This window comes from Xanthomonas sp. NCPPB 3174, from assembly GCF_056725205.1.
In genome coordinates, this window is the sequence record NZ_CM161517.1 from 2,616,346 (window position 1) to 2,636,067 (window position 19,722).

Sequence of the window (19,722 nt, forward strand, 5' to 3'; positions counted from 1 at the left end):
CCAAGTTCCGGCCGCGGCACCCGGGTGTAGCATCCGCCGGGTGGAAACGCACTCGCCCGCTGCGCCACGCCATCTCCGCGGGCGTCTTTCCGAGAGCCCGCCATGAGCACGATCGACCCGCTGCCCCGTACCCGCGCCTACTCCAGCATCCGCATCGATGCCGACGGCGACGACGATAGCCACTGGCTGTACATGCATGCAGGCGGTGCCGCGAAGCAGCGGCCCTGCTTCCATCCCACCTTGATGCGCGAGATGCACGGCTACCTCGCCGCGATCAGCCAGCCCGGCACCCTGGCCTCGGCGCGGCTGGGCAGCCTGGTGCTGGCATCCGATGGCAGCGCGTTCAACCTGGGCGGGGACCTGGAACTGTTCGGCCATTACATCCGCCGCCGCGATCGTGCCGGCCTGATGGCCTACGCGACGAGCTGCATCGATGGTGTCCACCGCTTCCATACAGGACTCGGTGGCAATTTCCGCACCATCGCCCTGCTGCAGGGCGACGCGCTCGGAGGCGGCCTGGAGATGGCGCTGTCGTGCCATCTGATCGTGGCCGAGGAGGACGTCGGCATGGGCCTGCCGGAAATCATGTTCGGCCTGTTTCCCGGCATGGGCGCGTATTCGTTCCTCAGCCGTCGCATCGCGCCGCATGCCGCGGAGAAGCTCATCCTGGGAGGCCACGTCTTCAGCAGCCAGGAGATGCACGCCATGGGCATCGTCGACGTGCTGGTCCCCAAGGGCCAGGGCAAGGAGGCGGTGCGCGACCTGATCCAACAACAACGACGGGCGCCGCTGGCGCATCTGGCGATGAACGCGATGCGCAACGTGGTGCAGCCGGTCAGCCGCGAGGAATTGCTGACGGTGACCGAAATCTGGGTGGACGCCGCGCTGGCCCTGGGCGAGAAGTCGCTGCGGACTATGGATCGGCTGGTGCGGGCCCAGGTCCGGCGCGCGCAATCCGGCGTCGTTGCCGCCTGAGCGGCATGCCGCCGGCAGCGAGGGATGACCCGGCCTCGCGCCGGGCGTTCCTCAGCGCAGTTCGCCGTCCTGCACGGCGCTCTGCCGGGCGCGCAACTCCAGGGCTTCGCGGCCTTCGGTCAGGCTGGCGTTGAGCGCCATCAAGCGCTGGCGCCACTCGCTGCGCACCTGCCATTCCGGCATCTGCATCAGCTCGCCGCCAAGGCTGGCGAGCCGTATCAGGCCGAGGTTGCTGGCGACGCCCTTGATCGCATGCGCGTGTTCGCGCAGGCGCTCCCAATGCTCGGCTTCGCCGGCGATCTGCATGCCGCCGAGGCAGCCCTCGGCATCGTTGAGGCATTGCGAGATGAACTCGCGCTCGAAGCCATCGCCCATGCCGAGCCCAGCGAGTTCGTCCAGGACCGACGAATCCAGCACCCCTTCGCTCGACACCGGCATCTGCCGCACGGTCGTGTCGTTGCCGACGCGCAGGCGCCCTTCCATCGCGATGTCCGAGAGCGTGTCCAGCAGGCGGTTGGCCACCACCGGCTTGGCCAGGAAGGTCCTGGCGCCGGCCTGTTCGCAGCGCTGGATCGATTCGGGAGTCACATCGGCGCTGAGCACCACCACCGGCGTCCGCGGTCCGCCGGCCTGCATCACCCGCAACTGCCGCAGCATGTCCAGGCCGCTCATGCCGGGCATGTGCAGGTCGACGATCACCGCGTCGAATTCGCTCTCGGCCAGCGCGTCCAGCACCGCTTCCGCGCCGTCGACGCAGATGGCGCGATGGCCGGCTTTCTGCAGCATCCGCTGCAGCACCATGCGGTTGGCGGCGTGATCGTCGGCGACCAGGATGCGCATGCCGCGCACCCGCGCGCGGTGGCGCAGGAACGGGTCGGAGAAGGCGATGACGTTGCCGCTGGTATCGAACTCCTCGGCCGCCGCCGGCACGCTGGCCTGCTGCGCACCGAGGTCCGCCGACGCCGGCACCGCCGCCGCCACGAACGGCAGTTCGAACCAGAAATGGCTGCCGCGCGGCGCATTCTCCTGGTAGCCGATGCTGCCCCCCATCGCCTCGACCAGGCCCTTGGCGATCGTGGTGCCGAGGCCGCTGCCTTCGTAGCGGCGCGACAGGCCGACGTCGGCCTGCTCGAACGCCTCGAACAGGCGCGGCCGCATGTCCGGCGTCACGCCGATGCCGGTATCGACGATGTCGAAACTCAGGCGCGTCGGCTGCCCCTGCTCGTTCTTGTGCAGGCGTACGCGGATGTCGACCCGGCCGGTCTCGGTGAACTTGATGGCATTGCCGGCCAGGTTCAGCAGCACCTGGCGCAGATGGCCCGGGTCGCCGGAGAGGTAGTCCGGCACGTCCGGGGCGACATCCACCTGGTAGGTCAGCAGCTTGGCGCGTGCCTGCGGCTGCAGGATCAGGCTGATCCCTTCCAGGGTTTCGCGCAGCGAGAAATCGCGCTTGTCGAGCCGCAGCTTGCCGGCCTCGATCGCGGAAATGTCCAGCACTTCCTCGACCAGCGACAGCAGGCTGCGCGCGGACGCCTGGATGGTGTTGACGCACTCGCGCTGCTCGGCGTCCAGGCGCGTGGTCGCCAGCACCTCGGTCATGCCGGACAGGCCGTTCAACGGGGTGCGGAACTCGTGGCTCATGTTGGCCAGGAAACGGCTCTTGGCCTCGCTGGCGCGGCGCGCCTCGGCGGTGGTGCTGGTCAATTGCCGCAACAGTCCCGACAGGTACAGCGGGATGGCGGCCAGGCCGACCAGCAGGCCGATGCCCAGGCCGCGATTGGCGATCCAGTAGTCGCTGGTCATCAGCGTGATGCTGAAACTGGCCACCGCCATGGCCACGGCCAGGTACAGATAGCGGTTGCCGTAGCGCAGGCCGTTGCCGATGGTGACCCACATGATGACCACGTAGATGCAGGCCATCGGCTCGCCGATCGCGCTCATCGCCATCGACATCAGCCCGTAGTCGGCCACCATGCCGATGATCCGGCGCACGTCCGAGCGCTGCGGCCGCATCACGATCCAGGTCATCAGGGCCAGGGCCACCGCCTGCGAGATCAGGGTCAGGCCGATGACGTAGGCGCGCTGCCGCGGGGCGATGTCCCAGCCCTGCGAGAACGACAGTTCGTAGGCCAGGATCAGCGCGACCATGCAGATGCGGACGAACGCCTGGCCGTGCTCGGTATCCTTGCGCTCCGCGAACCGTTGCCGCACCCACCTGATCGCCGAGATCATGTCAGACTCCTGGTCGCGCCGAGGCGGTGGAGAATTTCTCGCAGATCACCTGCAACTGCTCGCGGCCGCGGAACAGCGCGTCCACGCAGCGCGGGTCGAACAGACGGCCGCGCTGGGCGTAGAGGTAGGCCAGCGTCGCATCCATGGTCCAGGCTTCCTTGTAGGGCCGCGGCGAGATCAGCGCGTCGAACACGTCGGCGACCGCCACGATCCGCGCTTCCAGCGGAATCGCCTCGCCGACCAGGCCGTCCGGGTAGCCGCTGCCGTCGTAGCGCTCGTGGTGGCGCAGCGCGATCAGCGCGCCGACCTGGATGAAGCGGTTCTGGCTGCCGCTGAGCAGTTCGTAGCCGATGCGCGGGTGCATGCGCATCACCGCCATCTCGTCCTCGCTGAGCTTGCCCGGCTTGAGCAGCACCGCGTCGGGAATAGCGATCTTGCCCATGTCGTGCAAGCTGGCCGCCATCTCGATGACCCGCACCTCGTCCTCGGACAGGCCCAGTTGCTCGGCGATCAGCCCGGCCACGTGCGCCATCCGCTCCAGATAGGCGCTGGTGCCGACGTCGCGGTACTCGATGGCCCGAGCCAGCCGCGACAGGGTCTCGCGCTCGCGTTCCTCGACCTCGCGCATGCTGGCCAGCAGGCGCTGCTCCAGCGACATCGCGCGCTGCTTGATGTTCTCGCTCTGCAACCGCAGCTGCAGCAGGTTGTGGCAGCGCGCGCGCAGTTCGCGCGGGCGGATCGGCTTGACCAGGAAGTCGATCACCCCCGCTTCCAGCGCCGCCTGGCGGATCGGCTCGTCGCCGACCACGGTGATCAGGATGATGGGAATGTCGCGGTGCTTGGGCAGCCGGCGCAGGCGCCGCGCGAACTCCAGCCCGTCCATGCCCGGCATGCGGTAATCGAGCAACAGCAGATCGACCTTGCCCGCTTCGCACCAGGCCAGCGCGGCCTGCGAGTCGCCGAAGTCGCGTACGGTCAGTTCCGGGGCGATGTCCTCGATGACATGCCGCAGCATCGTGCGCGCGGAGGTCTGATCGTCGACGATGACGATGTTCAAACGATTGTCGCTTCCGTCCGCCCAGTGGAGACGGTCCCCGTTCGAGGACGCGCCGGAGAGGCTCATGCTGGCATCATGCATCTGCAATCCTCCGCCCGTCGCATCTGCGCGGGCTGCTGAGACGACAACGGGAACGCACCGGCGCGGGGTCACCCGGCGCGTCCACCTCACTTCCTTTTGCGTGCAACGCCTAGTGCAAGAACCGCACCACCTCGTCCGCGGCTAGGTTAAGCCTCCGGACGCATATACGGAAACAGCAGCACGTCACGGATTGAGCTGCTGCCGGTGAGCAACATTACCAGCCGGTCGATGCCGATGCCCAGGCCGCCGGTCGGCGGCAGCCCCACTTCCAGCGCCCGGATGTAGTCGGCGTCGAAATGCATGGCCTCGTCGTCGCCCCCCTCCTTCGCCGCCACCTGGGCCTGGAACCGCGCCGCCTGGTCCTCCGGGTCGTTGAGCTCGGAGAAGCCGTTGGCGATTTCCTTGCCGTTGATGAACAGCTCGAAGCGGTCGGTGTAGCCCGGCTCGGTGTCGCTGGAACGGGCCAGCGGCGACACCTCGACCGGGTGGTCGGTGATGAAGGTGGGCTGGATCAGGGTGTGCTCGACCGTGGCCTCGAAGATCTCCAGCAGCAGCTTGCCCCAGCCGTAGGACGGCTTGGTGCGGATCTTCAGCCGCTCGCAGTGGCGCAGCAGGGCCTCGCGGTCGGTGCAGTCGGCGGCGCTGATCTCCGGGTTGTGGTGGCGCACCGCCTCGTCCATGCGCCAACGACGGAACGCCGGCGCCAGGTCGATGTCGGCGCCGTCCCAGTGGACCTGGGTGGTGCCCAGCACCTCGCGGGCGACGTCGCGGATGACGTTCTCGGTCAGGTCCATCACCTCGTGGTACGTGGCGTAGGCCTCGTACAGCTCCATCATGGTGAATTCCGGATTGTGCCGGGTACTGACGCCTTCGTTGCGGAAATTGCGGTTGATTTCGTAGACCCGTTCCAGGCCGCCGACCACCAGGCGCTTCAGGTACAGCTCTGGGGCCACCCGCAGGTACAGGTCCAGGTCCAGCGCGTTGTGGTGGGTGGTGAACGGCTTGGCGGTGGCGCCACCGGGGATGTAGTGCATCATCGGCGTCTCCACTTCCAGGAAGCGGCGCGCGTCCAGCCAGGCGCGCATGGCGCGGATGATCTTGGAGCGCTTGACGAACACCTCGCGCGCCTCCGGCGACACGATCAGGTCCACGTAGCGCTGGCGGTAGCGCTGCTCCACGTCCGACAGGCCGTGCCACTTGTCCGGCAGTGGCCGCAGCGCCTTGGTCAGCAGGCGCAGCCCGGTGGCCTTGACCGACAGCTCGCCGGTCTTGGTGCGGGTCAGCCCGCCCTCCACGCCGATGATGTCGCCGATGTCCCAGCCCTTGAAGGCGTCGTAGGCCTCGCCCAGGGCGTTGGCCTGCAGGAACAGCTGGATGCGCCCGGACTCGTCCTGCAGTTGCACGAAGCTGGCCTTGCCCATCACCCGCTTGGCCAGCAGGCGCCCGGCCAGGCGCAGGCTGCGGCCCTGGGCCTCCAGCGCCTCGGCGGTCCAGCGCTCGGTGTCGGCGAACTCGGCCTGCAGATCGCCGGCGAAGTCGCTGCGGCGGAAATCGTTCGGATAGGCCACGCCCTGCGCGCGCAGCGCGGCGAGTTTTGCGCGCCGTTCGGCGATGAGGCTGTTCTCGTCGACGGGAAGGGACGGCGCGGGGGTCTGCTCGGTCATGGGATGGGGGATGCGTGAGGAAGGGAAAGAATGCACCAGCCGACGCGGCCGTGTGCCGCCGCACGGCCTCCGTCGCCAGGACGGAGGCCGCCGGTTCAGGCGTCGCTGCGTTTCGCGCCGGCTTCCAGGCCGGACTTGAGGCTGGCCTCGACGAACTCGTCCAGGTCGCCATCGAGCACCTTCTGGGTGTCCGAGCGCTCCACGCCGGTGCGCAGGTCCTTGATCCGGCTCTGGTCGAGCACGTAGTTGCGGATCTGGCTGCCCCAGCCGATGTCGGACTTGGTCGCCTCCACCGCATCGCGCTCGGCGTTGCGCTTCTGGATCTCCAGCTCGTACAGCTTGGCGGCCAGCATCTTCATCGCGTTGTCGCGGTTCTGGTGCTGGCTGCGCCCGGTCTGGCAGGCCACCACGATGCCGGTGGGCACGTGAGTGATGCGCACCGCCGACTCGGTCTTGTTGACGTGCTGGCCGCCGGCGCCGGAGGACCGGTACACGTCGGTCTTCAGGTCGGCCGGATTGATGTCGATGTCGATGTTGTCGTCCACTTCCGGCGACACGAACACCGAGGTGAAGCTGGTATGGCGGCGGTTGTCCGAGTCGAACGGCGACTTTCGCACCAGCCGGTGCACGCCGGTCTCGGTCTTCAGCCAGCCGTAGGCGAAGTCGCCCTCCACGCGCAGCGTGGCGGACTTGATCCCGGCCACTTCGCCGCCGGAGACTTCCATCAGCTCGGTCTTCCAGCCGCGCGATTCGCACCAGCGCAGGTACATGCGCAGCAGGATCTCGGCCCAGTCCTGGGCCTCGGTGCCGCCGGCGCCGGCCTGGATGTCGACGAAGGCGTTGCTGGCGTCCATCTGCCCGGAGAACATGCGCTGGAATTCCAGCTTCTCCACCTGCGCCTGGAAGCGGTCGACGTCGGCCAGCACCGCCTGCGCGGTGGCCTCGTCGTTCTCGCTTTCGGCCAGTTCCAGAAATTCCAGCGATTCGTTCAGGCCATCGAGCACGCTGGCGATGCCGCCGACGGTCTTCTCCAGGCTGGCGCGTTCACGGCCCAGGCCCTGGGCACGCTCAGGGTCGTTCCAGACGTCGGGGCTTTCCAGCTCCCGGGTGACTTCCTCTAGACGCTCCTTCTTGGCGTCGTAGTCAAAGAAACCCCCGTAGCGACAGCACCCGATCGGACAGATCGGCGATGCGGTGGCGAATCGGATTGAGTTCGATCATTGCGGCATTTCCGGCAGACAAGAGCGCGATTCTAGCAATTCCGGCCGCCGCGCCACAGCGCCGCCGGCCTACGCGACGGGGGCGGCCTCGCCCTCCCCGGCCGCCACCCGCAGCCCGGCGCGGTAGCGGCGGCTGCACGGGACCTGGCTGCCGTCGCGCAGATGCACGCGCGCCTCGCCCGCCTCCAGCGGCTCGATCGAGACCACGCTGGCGAGGTTGACGATGTAGCTGCGGTGGATGCGCACGAACCGCGCCGGATCCAGCCGCGCCTCGATCGCGGTCATGGTGCTGCGCAGCGGGTAGTCGTGGCCGCGCACGCGCAGGTTGACGTAGTTGCCGGCCGCCTGCAGCCATTCGATGTCGGCCGCGGCGACCAGGAAGTCGCGGCCGAGCTTGCGCACCAGGAAGCGCTCCGGCCGTTCCAGCGAACCCACCGGCGGGCCGGCGTCGGGCGCACCGAGCAGCGCCGCCTCGCCCTGCCAGCGCCGCAACAGGAACCGGTACATCTCCACGCACAGCGCGATCGAGGCCAGGCTGCGCACATCCTTCAGATACTCGTAGGCCAGGCCCTGCGGCCACGGCCCGAAATCGTAGTGCTGGCCCTGCAGGCGGTAGACCAGGCTGCGCAGGGCCACCATCCCCACCACGTGCAGCACCGACAGCGCCACGCTGCCCAGCAGGTAGCCCGGCAGCCGGTGCCGCCAGGTGTCCCAGTGCAGCGGGTAGCGCCGGGTCAGCAGCACCACCAACGGCACGAGCAGCAGGAACATCAGTTGGCTGGACCATTCCCAAACCACCGGCTCCCAGGCGGCGAAGTGCAACCCGGTGGTGCGGATGTCGATCAGCACCGTGATGCTGTTGGCAACGGCGTTGATCAGGGTTAACGCGACCCAGAAGCCGATCTCGAAACTGCGGCGCCAGGGCTGGAAACGGGAGTAGGCGCTGGCGCCGGAGGGGTCTGACATCGGCAAAGTGTAGCGCGCCGGCATGACCGCACCGGCGCGCCCTGGGCGGATCAGCGCACCTCGAACTCGCCGACCAGCACCGTCTCCTTGCGCTCGGTCAGGCGCAGCGTCACCTGCTGGTCGCGTTGCGCCGCCGTGCCCCAGCCCGTGCTCAGTTGCAGGTGCAAGGTGGTCGCGCCGGTGACCAGGGGCTGGCGCTCGCCGAAGAAGTTCGCTTCCACCTTGTACTTGCCGGGCTTGGCGGTGCGCAGCGAGAACTCCTCCGGCCCGTAGCCGCCGGTGAAATCCGGCGACAGCTGGCCGCCCTGGTAGGTCGCGCGGTTGCCGTAGTAGCAGCGCTCGCCGTTGGGGTCGGTCACCCACAGGTCCATGTCGCTGTTGTCGCTGTCCCAGTTGAGCACCACGCGCAGGTCCAGCGGCAGGTTGCGCAGCAGACGCGGATCGATGAAGCCGGTGTTCAGCGGCCGCGGCGCCCGCGCCACGATCGCGTTCAGTTCGTTGAGCGCGATCATGCTCACCCCGTCGAAGCGCGTGTCCCAGTCGCGCACCACCACCTGGTACAGCTGCGCGATCGCCGCCTGCGCGTCGCCGCGCGCGGCATAGGCCAGGCCCAGGTCGCGGAAACTCTGCGGCTCCTCCTCGCCCAGCCGCAGCACCTGCTCGAACACCGGCACCGCCAGATCGGCGCGACCGGCCTGCAGCAGCCGGTAGCCGAGCACGCGCAGTACGTGGCGATTTTCCAGTTGCAGCTCGGCCAGGTTGGACAGCACCCGCAGGGCCAGATCGCGCTGGCCGCGCGCGAACAGCACGTCGGCCACGTCCAGGTAGAACGCGACGCTGTCGGCGTGCGCCGCGCGTTCGCTCAAATACAACGGATACACCGCGTCCGCCGCGGCCGCACGCAGGCGCCGCGCATACGGCGAATCCGGCTGCCAGGGCTGCAGGGCCAGGGAAATAGTGGCCGCAGACGCCACGCGCTCGCGCGCCGACGCCGACGCCGACGCCGACGCGGCAGCGTCGCTGGGCGCAGCGGACGAACCGCCGACGATATTCAGTTCCAGCGGCGCGGATGCAGGTGCGGCTGCGGGCATCGGCGCAGGCGCTGCAAGGGCCGTGGGCGGCGGCGAACCGGACGTGGCCTGCATCCGCTGGTCGGCACTTTCGGCAGTGGCGATGGCCGTTGGCGGCGCGTCCTTGGGAAAGCGCCGCTGCCACCAGGCGATGCGTTGCGCGAATGCCTCGGCGATCTCGTCGATGCGTCGCTCGCGCGTCTGGCCCTGCATCTTCTGCTGCCGCGCCTGCGCAGCCGCCACCGCCGCGCGCAGCGCCGGGGGTGCCGGGATTCCGTAGCGGACGTAGTCGTCGACGTTCTCCAGCACCAGCAGCGAGGTCTCGGCGCTGACCAGGCCGAAGCGTGTGGCCAGTGCCTGGCGGCGCGCGGACGCACCCAACGGATCGGCAGACAGGCTGCGCAGCATGGCGCGTGCCCATGCGCCCGGGATCAGGTCGCCGGGAACGTCATCCGCCGCGCGCAGCGGCAGGTGCAGGTGCCGCGTGCTGGCGGCCGTGGCGATCTCCAGGTGCAGGCTCGCATCGGACCCGAGCAGGCGTCCGGCGACGCGCATGTAACCATCGTCGGCGTCGCGCGCGTCGGCGACCAGATCGGCGACCTGGGTGCCGTCCATCGCGACCAGTTCGCCGCCACGCTGCAACAAGCGTTCGCTGGCAGCCTGGACGCCCTGCAGTCCGTCCAGCGCGATCGCGCGTCCGCCGCGAGCTTCCGCGATCGCCGCCAGGCGCGCGGCATCGGCGTGCACACCGGCCGAGTCGATCGCATACAGGCGCTGTGTGGGCGCCAGCGCCGGCATGGCCTGCGCGCCGTAATTGCCCAGGCCATCGCTGAACAGCAGATACTCCTGCACGTGGGGCGCCGCTTGCCAGGCCCCCAGCGCGCTGGCGCCGTCGGGCTGCTCGGCCTGCAACGCAGCCTTCAGGGCGCTCCAGTCGCCATTGCGCACCTGGAACCTGCGCGGCGCCGAGGCGCGGTCGCGCAACACGATCAGATCGACCTGGGCCGTGCCGACCGCGGCGAAATAGCGCTGCAGCAAGGCCAGTTCGGCAGGGATGTCGCGCTGCCGCGCCGATCCGGACGCATCCCACAGCAGGCCGATGCGCTGCGGCAGCGGACGTGGGCCATGCAGGTCGGCGATCGGCACCAGCGCCTGGAAGTAGCGCTGGCCATCGTGGACACCGGTGACCACGCGTGGCGACGCGCTCGCATGCAACGACAGCGTCAGCTCCGATGGCAGTTGTGCCGGGGTGCCCGACCACGTGGCCGCGAAACCGCCATTGGCCGTCGGCAGCAGGCGCACCGTCGCGGGCTCGGCGGGCGCGGCCAGGGTGCTCAGTTGCACGTGCAGCGACTGCGCCGCGGCGGCGTACTCCAGCGGCAAGCGCCATTGCCAGCCGGTGGCGGTACGCCGCAGCGATTCTCGGTAGACCAGGCGCACATGACGGCTGCCATGCGCGGGCAGCGGGTAGACGCGCAGCCGGAACTGGTTGCCGGCGGTCTGCTCGAGCAGGCCCGGATCGACCCCACGCCGCTCCACGGCCTCGAAGATCTGGCGCCCGCGCGCCTTGGGCACCGGCACCGCGTCGCGCATCTGCCCGTCGACGTCCAGGGCGAAACCACTGAGCTGCTGCCCGTCGCGCAGCGGAAACGTCAGTTGCCCTTCCAGCACGCGCGCGTTGGGATTGAAGAACTCCAGTTCGACCGTGGTCTCGGCCAGGCCGGCGGCGGCCTGCGCACGCACTGTCGCCGAGCGCAGCTCGACCGGACGTTCGCCGGCGTCGGTGTGCAGCAACGGCGCCACCAACTGCCGCTGCGGCGCGGACTGCGCCCCGGCCGGGACCGCGGCGAGCAACGACAACGAAAGCAACAACACGCACACGTTTCTGCGCATGGTGGACGGCATGGATCGCTCCTTGATGGGACGGTATGGCTTGAACGCCCGCCGTGGCACGATGGGGTTGCTTGTGTGCATCCAGACCTCAGGCGACGCGCAGCCCCTCCCCCATCGGAAGAGGGGTCAGGGATGACGGTGTGGCGCAAGGCGCGGCGCTTTGGCGATGCGAGGCTGCGCCCGTACCCTCATCCGCCCCTGCGGGGCACCTTCTCCCGGTGGGAGAAGGGAGACGCCAAAGCCCCTCTCCCTGTGGGAGAGGGGTTGGGGTGAGGGTCCGGCACAGGGCGCGGTGCTTCGGCGATGGGAGGCTGCGCCCGTACCCGTCATCCGCCCTGCGGGCACCTTCTCACGGTGGGAGAAGGGAGACGCCAAAGCCCCTCTCCCTGTGGGAGAGGGGTTGGGGTGAGGGTCCGGCACAGGGCGCGGTGCTTCGGCGATGGGAGGCTGCGCCCGTACCCTCATCCGCCCCTACGGGGCACCTTCTCCCGAAGGGAGAAGGAACAGCGAAGCCCCTCTCCATGCGGGAGAGGGGTTGGGGTGAGGGTCCGGCACCACCTGCAGCGTCAGACCGCCAACTGCTCAGCCATCCAACGGCAAACAGTGCTCCACCACCAATTGCACCGCATCGCCACCCCGGTAGTCGTCGGCAACAAGGCGATAGGCGATGTGCACGCGGCGGCCGGGTTCGCGGCCGTGCCAGCCGTTGAAGTGGATCGCGTTCAAGGGCGCGGCGCGGCCATGACAGCGCAGGCTCAGCTTGAGATGGCGCTCCTTCAGCACGCGCCACTGCAGCACCTCGAATTCGCCATCGAACAGCGGTTCGGGGAAGCCCTGCCCCCACGGCCCGCCCTGGCGCAGCGCCTCGGCATGGCGGTGGTCGAGTTCGTGCGGCTCCAGCGCGCCGTCGCTGAGCAGTTCGGCCTGCAGCAGTTCCGCGTCCAGGCTGGCCAGCGCATGGTCGCGGAACACCTGCTCGAATTCGGCCAGCGCGTCCTGCGGCAGGCTCAGGCCCGCGGCCATGGCGTGACCGCCGAACTTCTCCATCAGGCCCGGCCGCTGCGCCTCCACCGCCGCCATCGCGTCGCGGATGTGGAAGCCGGGAATCGAACGCGCCGAGCCGCGCAACTGGGTGCTGCCCGGTTCGGCCGGGGCGAAGGCGATCACCGGCCGGTGCAGGCGGTCCTTCATCTTCGAGGCGACCAGGCCGATCACGCCGGGATGCCACTGCGCATCGAACAGGCATACCGCCACCGGCGGCTGCTCGGGTGCGGCCAGCAGCGCCTTGGCCACCACTGCCTCGGCCTCGTCGGTCATCTGCTGCTGCACCGCGCGGCGCTCGGCGTTGATCTCCTCCAGCGTCGCGGCGATCGCGCGTGCCTGCTGTGGGTCCTCGCACAGCAACAACTCGATGCCCAGGGCCATGTCCTCAAGCCGGCCGGCGGCGTTGAGCCGCGGCGCCAGGGCGAAGCCGATGTCGCTGGCGCTGAGCCGTGCCGGGTCGCGGCCGCTGGCTTCAATCAACGCGCGCAGGCCGAGGCAACCTTCGCCGCGCTGCAGGCGGCGCAGGCCGGCCGAGACCAGCGCGCGGTTGTTCGGATCCAGCGGCACCAGGTCGGCGACGGTGCCCACCGCGACCAGATCCAGCAGCACGCCCAGGTCCGGCGGCGCGGCGGCGAACGCACCGTGCGCGCGCAGGTACCGGCGCAGCGCCAGCAGCACGTAGAAGATCACCCCGACGCCGGCCAGCATCTTGCTCGGGAAGGCGTCGCCCGCGAGGTTCGGATCGACGATGGCATCGGCCGGCGGCAAGGCCGGACCCGGCAGGTGGTGGTCGGTGACCAGCACCTGCCAGCCCAGCGCCTTGGCTGCGGCAACGCCGGCATGGCAGGCGATGCCGTGGTCCACCGTCACCAGCAGGTCCGGCTGCAACGGCGCCAGTTCGGCCACCAGCGCCGGCGACAACCCATAGCCATGGACCATGCGGTTGGGCACCGCGTGCAGCACCTGCGCGGCGCCGAGCAGGCGCAGCCCGCGCACCGCCACCGCGCAGGCGGTGGCGCCGTCGCAATCGAAATCGCCGACCACCAGGATGCGCTTGCCAGCCGCGATGGCCTCAGCCAGCAACGCCACCGCGGCGTCGATGCCGCTCAACGCATCCGGCGGCAGCAACTGCGCCAGCTTGGGCTGCGCCAGGCCGCTGTCGTGCGCGCCGCGCGCGGCATAGATGCGCCGCAGCAGCGGCAAGGTGGCCTCGTGCCACGGGCCGGCCGCGGCCGCCGCGGGCCGCCGCACGATGCGCGCACTGGAACTCATGCGTCCAGGCGCGACAGCGGCCGCCGCCACAGGCGCCAGCGTTGCGCGGGGGCGATGCGGAAACAGGTGCCGTCCTCGAAATCCAATTGCAGCTGCTGCAGTTCGCCGTCGCGCAGCGCCTGCAGCAGCGGCTGTACCACCTCGCCGACGAACTGCTCGGGCGCACGCAGCTGGCGCAGGTCGACCAGCGCATCGACCCGCGGCGCCTGTGCGTCGGCGACGCCGGCGGCCTGGGCGAGCGCGCGCAGCAGCGGATCGCGGCTGCGCACCTGCGCATGCGCGGTGCCGACCGTGGCCGGCAGGCGGCCGCCGCCCCAGAACCACAGCGAATTGATCGCCGGCTGCCCGCGGGCGACGCGTTCGCGGTTCCACGGATGCTGATGCAGCACGATCTGCGCCTCGGTCAGCAACGCACGCCAGCGGCGCGCGTCCTCGCCCTGCGGCAGGTGATCGAACAGGTCCGCCCCGAGCACCTGCGCCGGCGCCGCGAACACCGGCAGCGCGCTGTCGGCCGGCAGGCGCAGGTACCAGCGGGTCGGATCGGGCGCATCCAGGGTCAGCCCGCTCTCGGCGAACAGGGCCTGCACCGCCGGCAACAGCGCGTCCAGGTCCACCGCGTCGAGCGGCAGCATGTCGCCATGCGCCATCAGTCGCGCGCCCTGCATGTCCGGCACCACGTAGGCGGGATCGGCGCGCAGCCACAGGCCGTCGCCGGCATCGCCGGCGTCCAGTTGCCGGGTCAACGCCGCCGCCGGCAGCGATGCTGCTGCCAACGCGAAATGGCGGCGCAACTGCGCCTCGCCGCCCGGCGCGGCCTGCGTGCGGTCGGCGCGGCCGAACGCGCGCGCCACCTCGCCGGCCAGCACGGCGCCGGCCAGGCGGACCCGCTCGGGCAACAGCAAGGTGGCAACCGCCATCGGATCAGCCGACGTAGGCGACGCTGACGATCTCGTACTCGCGGCGACCGGCGGGGGCGTCGATGCTGACGCTGTCGCCTTCCATCTTGCCGATCAGCGCGCGCGCCAGCGGCGAGGAGATCGCGATCAGGCCGAGCTTGATGTCCGCTTCCAGGTCGCCGACCAACTGGTAGCGCTTCTCCTCGTCGGTCTCGACGTCGGCCAGGGTCACGGTGGCGCCGAACACCACCTTGCTGCCGACCGCCAGCTTGCTGACGTCGATGACCTCGGCGTGCGACAGCTCGCTTTCCAACTGCTTGATGCGGCCTTCGATGAAGCCCTGCTGCTCGCGCGCGGCGTGATACTCGGCGTTCTCCTTGAGATCGCCATGCGCACGCGCCTCGGCGATCGCGGTGATGACCTCGGGACGCTTGACCGACTTCAGGTGATCCAGTTCCTCGCGCAACCGCTGCGCGCCTTGCATGGTGATCGGGGCTCTCACGCTTCCAGCTCCTTGTGCAGTTCCTGCAGCGCCCAGACCGGACCGGTGCCGCGGAATTCCAGTGAATGCACCAGCGCACGCGCGCCGGCGACCGTGGTCGAATAGGTGACGCGATGCTGCAGGGCTTCGCGACGGATCGAGAACGAGTCGGAGATCGCCGCCCGGCCCTCGGTGGTGTTGACGATATACACGATTTCGCCGTTCTTGATCAGATCGACGATGTGCGGGCGGCCTTCGGCGACCTTGTTGACCTGCTCGCACTGCAGGCCGTGCTGCTGCAGCCAGGCGCAGGTGCCGCGGGTGGCGACCAGGGTGTAGCCGCGCTCGACCAGCGCCTGCGCCACCGGCAGCACGCGCTGCTTGTCCGGATCGCGCACCGACACGAAGGCCTTGCCCAGCGGCGGCGCCTTGATGCCGCCGGCTTCCTGGGCACGCGCGAACGCCGCGCCGAAGCTGCGGCCCACGCCCATCACCTCGCCGGTGGAACGCATCTCCGGGCCGAGGATCGGATCGACGCCCTGGAACTTGGCGAACGGGAAGATCGCCTCCTTCACCGAGTAGTAGTCGGGCACGATCTCCTTCAGCGCGCCCTGCTCGGCCAGGGTCTTGCCGGCCATGCAGCGCGCGGCGATCTTGGCCAGCGGCACGCCGATCGCCTTCGACACGAACGGCACGGTGCGCGAAGCGCGCGGGTTCACTTCCAGCAGGTAGACGATGTCGTCGCCGGCATCGTTGACCTGCACCGCGAACTGGGTGTTCATCAGCCCGACCACGTTCAGCGCCTTGGCCAGTTCGACCACCTGGCGGCGCAACTCGGTCTGGGTGGCCGGCGACAGCGAGTACGGCGGCAGCGAGCAGGACGAATCGCCCGAATGCACGCCGGCTTCCTCGATGTGCTCCATCACGCCGCCGATCAGCACCTGGCCGCTATGGTCGGCGATGATGTCCACGTCCACTTCCACCGCGTTGTCGAGGAAGCGGTCCAGCAGCACCGGCGAATCGTTGGAGACCTTGACCGCGTCGCGCACGTAGCGCGCCAGGTCGGATTCGCCATAGACGATCTCCATGGCGCGGCCGCCGAGCACGTAGCTCGGGCGCACCACCAGCGGGTAGCCGATCTCGCGCGCCAGCACCAGCGCTTCCTCGGCGTTGCGGGCGATGCGGTTCGGCGGCTGCTTCAGGCCCAGCTTGTCGACCAGTTGCTGGAAGCGCTCGCGGTCCTCGGCCAGGTCGATCGAGTCCGGCGAGGTGCCGATCACCGGCACGCCGTTGGCTTCCAGCGCGCGCGCCAGCTTCAGCGGGGTCTGCCCGCCGTACTGCACGATCACGCCCTTGGGCTGCTCCAGTTCGACGATCTCCAGCACGTCTTCCAGGGTCAGCGGTTCGAAGTACAGCCGATCGGAGGTGTCGTAGTCGGTGGACACGGTCTCCGGATTGCAGTTGACCATGATGGTCTCGTAGCCGTCCTCGCGCAGCGCCAGGGCCGCGTGCACGCAGCAGTAGTCGAACTCGATGCCCTGGCCGATGCGGTTGGGGCCGCCGCCGAGGATCATGATCTTGTCGCGGCCGCTCGGCGCGGCCTCGCACTCGTCCTCGTAGGTCGAGTACAGGTAGGCGGTGCTGGTGGCGAACTCGGCCGCGCACGAGTCCACCCGCTTGTAGACCGGGCGCACCTTGTGCGCGCGGCGCAGCGCACGCACCGCCGCCTCGTTGGTGCCGGTCAGCTGCGCCAGGCGCGCATCGGAGAAACCGGCGCGCTTGAGCGTGCGCAGACGCTTGGCGTCCAGCGCGCCGAGGCCGTCGGCGGCCAGTTGCGCTTCCTGCGCGATCAGGTCTTCCATCTGGTCGAGGAACCAGGGATCGATGAACGACAGCGCGTGGACCTGCTCCACGCTCATGCCGGCGCGGAAGGCGTCGGCGACGTAGAACAGGCGCTCCGGACCGGGCGCCTTCAGCTCGCGCTTGAGCGTGGCCAGGTCGTCTTCGCTGCTCAGGTCCAGCCCGGTCGGGTCCAGTCCGATCTTGCCGGTCTCCAGGCCGCGCAGCGCCTTCTGCAGCGATTCGGAGAAGGTGCGGCCCATCGCCATCACCTCGCCCACCGACTTCATCTGCGTGGTCAGGCGCGCGTCGGCCTGCGGGAACTTCTCGAAGGCGAAGCGCGGGATCTTGGTGACCACGTAGTCGATCGACGGCTCGAACGAGGCCGGGGTCAGCCCGCCGGTGATCTCGTTCTTCAGTTCGTCCAGGGTGTAGCCCACCGCCAGCTTGGCCGCGACCTTGGCGATCGGGAAGCCGGTGGCCTTGGAGGCCAGCGCCGAGGAGCGCGACACGCGCGGGTTCATCTCGATCACCACCACGCGGCCGGTCTGCGCGTTGATGCCGAACTGCACGTTGGAACCGCCGGTGTCCACGCCGATCTTGCGCAGCACCGCGATCGAAGCATCGCGCAGGCGCTGGTATTCCTTGTCGGTCAGGGTCTGCGCCGGGGCCACGGTGATCGAGTCGCCGGTGTGCACGCCCATCGGGTCCAGGTTCTCGATCGAGCAGACGATGATGCAGTTGTCCGCGGTGTCGCGGACCACTTCCATCTCGAACTCCTTCCAGCCCAGCACCGACTCTTCGACCAGCACCTCGCTGGTCGGCGACAGTTCCAGGCCGCGGCCGACGATCTCGATCAGCTCTTCGCGGTTGTAGGCGATGCCGCCGCCGCTGCCGCCGAGGGTGAAGCTGGGGCGGATGATGGTCGGGTAGCCGACCGTCGCCTGGATCTCCAGCGCCTCTTCCAGGGTGTGCGCCACCGCCGCCTTCGGGCATTCCAGGCCGATCTCGCCCATCGCCACGCGGAACAGCTCGCGGTCCTCGGCCATGCGGATGGCCTCGCGCTTGGCGCCGATCAGCTCGACGCCGTACTTCTCCAGCACGCCGTGGTCGGCCAGGTCCAGCGCGCAGTTCAGCGCGGTCTGCCCGCCCATGGTCGGCAGCAGCGCGTCGGGCTTTTCCTTGACGATGATCTTCTCGACCGTCTGCCAGTTGATCGGCTCGATGTACACGGCGTCGGCCATGTTCGGGTCGGTCATGATCGTGGCCGGGTTGCTGTTGACCAGCACCACGCGGTAGCCCTCGTCGCGCAGCGCCTTGCACGCCTGCGCGCCGGAGTAGTCGAACTCGCAGGCCTGGCCGATGACGATCGGGCCGGCGCCGATGATGAGGATGGTTTGGAGGTCGGTGCGCTTGGGCATGGGGGATTCTCAGTAGAGGCGGTCCTGCCACGCCGCAGGGGCGCGCCAGGTGATCTGATCGGGCGAACGCGCATCGATCGCGCCATGGTCGACCGCGGCGCGAACCTCGCGCTGCATCGCGGCCCAACTGCTGGCGGTGGCGCCGATGCGCGCGCCGATCCGGTTGTTGTGGGCGTCCATCGCCCGGCTGGCGTTGCCGTGGCCGTCGCGCTCCATGACCGCCGTGACCCAGTCCACGCAGCGTGGCGACAGGGTGTAGGCGACCACGGCGCTGGCCAGGCTGTGGCGGTACGCATCGGCAGGGCCGTCGCGTCCGCCCGGCAGGCCGGCGCTGAGCCATTGCGGATACACCGCGCCCAGCACGAAGGCCGGATACGCGGCCAGCACCAGCAACGCCGTGGCCGGCCACCGCCAGCGGCGGGTCGGCGACGGCATGGCCGGCGCGGCGGCCATCAGGCGGCGGCCGCCATCAGCGCGGTGAAGCGATCGAACAGCGGCGCCACGTCGCGCGGGCCCGGCGAGGCTTCCGGATGCCCCTGGAAGCTGAAGGCCGGCGCGTCGGTGAGCGCGATACCCTGGTTGCTGCCGTCGAACAGCGAGCGATGGGTGACGCGCACGTTGGCCGGCAGCGTCGCCTCGTCCACCGCGAAACCATGGTTCTGCGAGGTGATCATCACCCGGCCGCTGTCCAGGTCCTGCACCGGGTGGTTCGCACCGTGGTGGCCGTGGCCCATCTTCAGGGTCTGCGCGCCGGCGGCCAGCGCCAGCAGCTGGTGGCCCAGGCAGATGCCGAAGGTCGGGATCTTGCGCGCCAGCAGTTCCTTGATCGCGGCGATCGCGTAGTCGCACGGCGCCGGGTCGCCGGGGCCGTTGGACAGGAACACGCCGTGCGGGTTCATCGCCAGCACCTCGGCGACCGGCGTCTGCGCCGGCACCACGGTCACCTCGCAGCCGCGCTCGGCGAGCATGCGCAGGATGTTGAGCTTGACCCCGTAGTCGTAGGCGACGACCTTGAACCTGGGCTCGGCCGTCACGAAGGTGTTGCTGTCCAGGTCGAGCTGGCCGTCGCGCCAGGGATAGGCCTTGTCGGTGGAGACCACCTTGGCCAGGTCCATGCCCTTCAGCCCCGGGAACTTGCGCGCCGCGTCCAGCGCGGTGTCCACGTTCACCTCGCCGGCCATCAACGCGCCGTTCTGCGAGCCCTTCTCGCGCAGGATGCGGGTCAGCTTGCGGGTGTCGATGCCGGCGATGGCGACCACGCCGCGCTGGATCAGCCAGTCCGGCAGCGCCACCTGGTTGCGCCAGTTGCTGGGGCGGCGCGGCACGTCGCGCACGATCAGGCCGGCCGACCAGACCTGGGCGGCCTCGTCGTCCTGGTCGGTGCAGCCGGTGTTGCCGATGTGCGGATAGGTCAGCGTGACCAGTTGGCGGGCGTAGGAGGGATCGGTGAGGATCTCCTGGTAGCCGGTCATGGCGGTGTTGAACACCACTTCGCCGACGGACAGGCCGGCAGCGCCTACGGATTCGCCCTCGAACACGGTGCCGTCTTCAAGGACAAGGATTGCGGGTTGAGTCACGGGGTTCGCCTTGGGGAGAGAGGAACCCTGCCCC

Annotated in this window: 13 protein-coding genes; 1 reads left to right on the plus strand and 12 read right to left on the minus strand. The window is 69.5% G+C overall.

Annotation, left to right across the window (positions count from 1 at the left end; translation table 11 throughout):
* Positions 1 to 102: 102 nt before the first annotated feature.
* On the plus strand, positions 103 to 975 hold the full coding sequence (locus AC1PK7_RS11590; RefSeq protein WP_481098230.1) for a crotonase/enoyl-CoA hydratase family protein: 873 nt from the start codon (positions 103 to 105) through the stop codon (positions 973 to 975).
* A 51-nt stretch (positions 976 to 1,026) separates the two neighbouring features.
* Here the strand turns inward: AC1PK7_RS11590 and AC1PK7_RS11595 are convergent, their stop codons facing one another.
* The 12 genes from AC1PK7_RS11595 to carA form a co-directional block, all read right to left on the minus strand.
* Entirely contained in the window at positions 1,027 to 3,207 is a 2,181-nt protein-coding gene (locus AC1PK7_RS11595; protein WP_420009936.1) for an ATP-binding protein, read from the minus strand.
* 1 nt (position 3,208) lies between these two features.
* Positions 3,209 to 4,345 (minus strand): cyclic di-GMP phosphodiesterase response regulator RpfG, encoded by a 1,137-nt coding sequence (gene rpfG / locus AC1PK7_RS11600; RefSeq protein WP_209029182.1) that lies wholly within the window; start codon positions 4,343 to 4,345, stop codon positions 3,209 to 3,211.
* A gap of 146 nt (positions 4,346 to 4,491) precedes the next feature.
* The gene (lysS, locus tag AC1PK7_RS11605; protein ID WP_043091939.1) at positions 4,492 to 6,009 is read right to left on the minus strand and encodes a lysine--tRNA ligase; all 1,518 of its coding nucleotides are present in this window, start codon (positions 6,007 to 6,009) and stop codon (positions 4,492 to 4,494) included.
* Between the two features lie 95 nt (positions 6,010 to 6,104).
* Positions 6,105 to 7,230 (minus strand): peptide chain release factor 2 gene (gene prfB / locus AC1PK7_RS11610; RefSeq protein WP_100224025.1). Its coding sequence is split into 2 segments (ribosomal slippage): positions 6,105 to 7,154 and positions 7,156 to 7,230, totalling 1,125 coding nucleotides; the frame shifts between segments, so codons are not numbered across the junction.
* A 68-nt stretch (positions 7,231 to 7,298) separates the two neighbouring features.
* Positions 7,299 to 8,195, minus strand: a complete 897-nt coding sequence (locus AC1PK7_RS11615) for a LytTR family DNA-binding domain-containing protein (protein WP_481098231.1) — start codon at positions 8,193 to 8,195, stop codon at positions 7,299 to 7,301.
* Between the two features lie 50 nt (positions 8,196 to 8,245).
* Positions 8,246 to 11,170, minus strand: coding sequence for a VIT domain-containing protein (locus AC1PK7_RS11620; RefSeq protein ID WP_481098232.1), 2,925 nt, complete (start codon positions 11,168 to 11,170; stop codon positions 8,246 to 8,248).
* Positions 11,171 to 11,740: 570 nt separating this feature from the next.
* Positions 11,741 to 13,474 (minus strand): single-stranded-DNA-specific exonuclease RecJ, encoded by a 1,734-nt coding sequence (recJ, locus tag AC1PK7_RS11625; protein WP_481098233.1) that lies wholly within the window; start codon positions 13,472 to 13,474, stop codon positions 11,741 to 11,743.
* The gene (locus tag AC1PK7_RS11630; protein WP_481098234.1) at positions 13,471 to 14,391 is read right to left on the minus strand and encodes a phosphoglycerate mutase; all 921 of its coding nucleotides are present in this window, start codon (positions 14,389 to 14,391) and stop codon (positions 13,471 to 13,473) included. Before AC1PK7_RS11630 ends, recJ begins: the two co-directional genes overlap by 4 nt.
* 4 nt (positions 14,392 to 14,395) lie before the next feature.
* Positions 14,396 to 14,860, minus strand: coding sequence for a transcription elongation factor GreA (gene greA / locus AC1PK7_RS11635; protein ID WP_026143501.1), 465 nt, complete (start codon positions 14,858 to 14,860; stop codon positions 14,396 to 14,398).
* 8 nt (positions 14,861 to 14,868) lie between these two features.
* Positions 14,869 to 18,111, minus strand: coding sequence for a carbamoyl-phosphate synthase large subunit (carB, locus tag AC1PK7_RS11640; protein WP_481098235.1), 3,243 nt, complete (start codon positions 18,109 to 18,111; stop codon positions 14,869 to 14,871).
* Positions 18,112 to 18,120: 9 nt separating this feature from the next.
* Positions 18,121 to 18,564, minus strand: a complete 444-nt coding sequence (locus AC1PK7_RS11645) for a DUF6973 domain-containing protein (protein ID WP_043091930.1) — start codon at positions 18,562 to 18,564, stop codon at positions 18,121 to 18,123.
* Complete coding sequence (carA, locus tag AC1PK7_RS11650) at positions 18,564 to 19,688, minus strand: glutamine-hydrolyzing carbamoyl-phosphate synthase small subunit (protein WP_209248443.1); 1,125 nt, start codon at positions 19,686 to 19,688, stop codon at positions 18,564 to 18,566. Before carA ends, AC1PK7_RS11645 begins: the two co-directional genes overlap by 1 nt.
* Positions 19,689 to 19,722 lie beyond the last annotated feature (34 nt).

What these genes read in the sequence shown, in the direction of transcription:
- AC1PK7_RS11590 (WP_481098230.1), top strand. Translation starts at nt 103, where the DNA reads ATGAGCACGATCGACCCGCTGCCCCGTACCCGCGCCTACTCCAGCATC.
- AC1PK7_RS11595 (WP_420009936.1), bottom strand. Translation starts at nt 3,207, where the DNA reads ATGATCTCGGCGATCAGGTGGGTGCGGCAACGGTTCGCGGAGCGCAAG.
- rpfG (WP_209029182.1), bottom strand. Translation starts at nt 4,345, where the DNA reads ATGCATGATGCCAGCATGAGCCTCTCCGGCGCGTCCTCGAACGGGGAC.
- lysS (WP_043091939.1), bottom strand. Translation starts at nt 6,009, where the DNA reads ATGACCGAGCAGACCCCCGCGCCGTCCCTTCCCGTCGACGAGAACAGC.
- AC1PK7_RS11615 (WP_481098231.1), bottom strand. Translation starts at nt 8,195, where the DNA reads ATGTCAGACCCCTCCGGCGCCAGCGCCTACTCCCGTTTCCAGCCCTGG.
- AC1PK7_RS11620 (WP_481098232.1), bottom strand. Translation starts at nt 11,170, where the DNA reads ATGCCGTCCACCATGCGCAGAAACGTGTGCGTGTTGTTGCTTTCGTTG.
- recJ (WP_481098233.1), bottom strand. Translation starts at nt 13,474, where the DNA reads ATGAGTTCCAGTGCGCGCATCGTGCGGCGGCCCGCGGCGGCCGCGGCC.
- AC1PK7_RS11630 (WP_481098234.1), bottom strand. Translation starts at nt 14,391, where the DNA reads ATGGCGGTTGCCACCTTGCTGTTGCCCGAGCGGGTCCGCCTGGCCGGC.
- carB (WP_481098235.1), bottom strand. Translation starts at nt 18,111, where the DNA reads ATGCCCAAGCGCACCGACCTCCAAACCATCCTCATCATCGGCGCCGGC.
- AC1PK7_RS11645 (WP_043091930.1), bottom strand. Translation starts at nt 18,564, where the DNA reads ATGGCCGCCGCGCCGGCCATGCCGTCGCCGACCCGCCGCTGGCGGTGG.